2 protein-coding genes and 1 pseudogene are annotated in these 2,237 nt (G+C 69.6%); 1 reads left to right on the top strand and 2 read right to left on the bottom strand.

Translation table 11 applies throughout. The features are described from left to right. Nucleotides 1-948: 2-C-methyl-D-erythritol 2,4-cyclodiphosphate synthase (ispF, locus tag B8460_RS09100; RefSeq protein WP_048861278.1), on the top strand; the 948-nt coding region annotated here is incomplete at its 5' end. Between the two features lie 63 nt (nucleotides 949-1,011). On the opposite strand, the gene B8460_RS09105 is transcribed toward ispF, so the two are convergent. Beyond that, the gene (locus B8460_RS09105; protein WP_148360476.1) at nucleotides 1,012-1,893 is read right to left on the bottom strand and encodes a hypothetical protein; all 882 of its coding nucleotides are present in this window, start codon (nucleotides 1,891-1,893) and stop codon (nucleotides 1,012-1,014) included. A gap of 114 nt (nucleotides 1,894-2,007) precedes the next feature. Then, nucleotides 2,008-2,237: pseudogene (locus B8460_RS21805) on the bottom strand (hypothetical protein); the annotation flags it as partial.

The raw sequence follows: 2,237 nt of genomic DNA on the forward strand, positions 1-2,237 counted from the left end.
GGCATTGCCCCCCTGCCGCCGGTCGCGGGGGGCGCCACCCGGCAGGAGAGCGTGCGGCGCGGCCTCGCCGCGCTGGCCGAGCACGCGCCCGACATCGTGCTGGTGCATGACGGCGCGCGGCCGGTCGTCCCCCCGGGCACCGTCGCGGCCCTGCGCGAGGCCCTGGGCCGCCATGACGGCGCCATCCCGGCGGTGCCGGTCGCCGACACGCTCAAGCGGGCCGAGGGCGGGATGATCGCCGCGACCGTCCCGCGCGAGGGCCTGTTCCGGGCGCAGACGCCGCAGGCGTTCCGCTACAATCTGCTGGCCGCCCTGCACGCCACCCACCCCGACGGCGCGACCGACGACGCCGCGCTGCTGGAGGCCGCGGGACACGCCGTGGCGCTGGTCGCGGGGCACGAGGACAACATCAAGCTCACCTACCCGGAGGACCGCGTGCGTCTCGAACGCATCCTGGCCGGCCACCTGCTGCCGCGCGTCGGCAGCGGCTTCGACGTGCATGCCTTCGCCGACGACCGCCCGCTGGTGCTGTGCAGCATCACCGTCCCGCACGGGCGCGGCCTCGCCGGCCATTCCGATGCCGATGTCGGGCTGCACGCGCTGTGCGACGCGATCTATGGCGCGCTGGCGGAGGGCGATATCGGCAGGCATTTCCCGCCGAGCGAGGCGGCGTGGAAGGACGCGGACAGCGCCCGCTTCCTCCGTCACGCCGCGGAGCGTATCGCGGCGCGCGGCGGCGTGCTGGCCAATGCCGACGTCACGCTGATCTGCGAGCGGCCGAAGATCACGCCGCACGCGCCGGCGATGCGCGCGCGCCTGGCGGAGCTGCTGGGGGTGGAGATCGGGCGGATTTCGGTCAAGGCGACGACGACCGAGCGGCTGGGCTTCACCGGCCGCGAGGAAGGGATCGCGGCGCAGGCAACAGCGACCGTGCTGTTGCCTGCCTGACCGCGTCCGGGGCCGTTGCTCCGGATCCGGGCGTCGGGGGACGCCCGGATGCGGACGGCGCGGTCAGAACGAGATGCGGACGGTGAAGATCGGGCTGTTGCGATAGAGCGGCAGCGTCGCGACGCGCGTCTCCGGCGGCGCCACCGCGATCTGGTAGGCGATGCCGAAGGACAGGCGGGCACGGTCATACAGGTGGAACCGGCCGAACATGATGCCGGGCGTCAGCAGCACCTGATTCTTGCCGCCGTGCGGGCCGTCCACGAAATAGATGTTCTGCACCTCGAACTCCGGCCAGAAATACGGGCGGAGCCAGTACTGGAACGAGATGTTCATCGGCACCTGCACGCCGATCTTGTTCTCGTAGGCGAGCGGGAAGCTGCCGCCGATCGTTGCCTGGATGTCGAAATCGCCCCAGCCCTTGCCGAACGCCAGCGTCGGGTTGATCTCGTACGAATTGGTGGTGAAGCCCTTGGCGCCGAGCGGGGCGACGCCCTGCAGGAAGGCGGTGACGATATAATTGCCGTCCTGCTCGTTGGCGCTCAGCAGGCGCTGCTTGATCAGCAGAAAGGGCCAGTCGCCGAAGCCGTTATGCTCCTCGTTGCCGTTGCGCACGATGTACGGCGGCTGGCCGATGATGATCTCGTTCGTCGTCGTGGGGATCAGCTCGAGCCCCTTGCCGCCGCCGTAATTGTCGAGGCTCGCGCCGTTGTTCGTGGTCTGCCAGAACTGGTCGTAGCGATATTCTTCCTCGAGGCGCGGGGTCACGGTCACGATCGGCGTCATCCAGTGCGGCTGGCTAGCCTGCGCCTGATCGACCCGATTGAACCAGTTGGTGAAATAATTGCTGACCTCGTCGCCGATGCTGTCGGCGCGGGCAGTGCCCGTCGCGCCGCAGGCAAACACCACACCCAGCGCGCAACACCCTGCCCGCACAACGCCACGCATCGCTCCAAGCCTCCGATCACGTTATATTTGATCGGATATTACCGTTATGTACGGCGCGCAAGAGCGTTGTGGCGCGGGTATGTGCCGGGTGGTCGCAGGTGTTGCCGTTTCTCCTCAGCTGTCCCGATCGTGTATCAGATGCAGGGTCAGAACGTCGATCGCGAAAGACCCGTCCGCGGCCACGTCGAACATCGCGCGCACCTCGGCCGGCATGGCCGCCTGCAGGTCGCGGATCGCCTGCGCGGCGGGCGCGGGCGTGCGCATGCGGGCGATCCAGGTCGCGAAGTCGAGCGGCAGGCGATGGGTGCCCGCGTGTGCGACGGCCAGGCCCGCGGCGGCGGCGG

The organism is Acidisphaera rubrifaciens HS-AP3 (genome assembly GCF_000964365.1).
Classification (GTDB): domain Bacteria; phylum Pseudomonadota; class Alphaproteobacteria; order Acetobacterales; family Acetobacteraceae; genus Acidisphaera; species Acidisphaera rubrifaciens.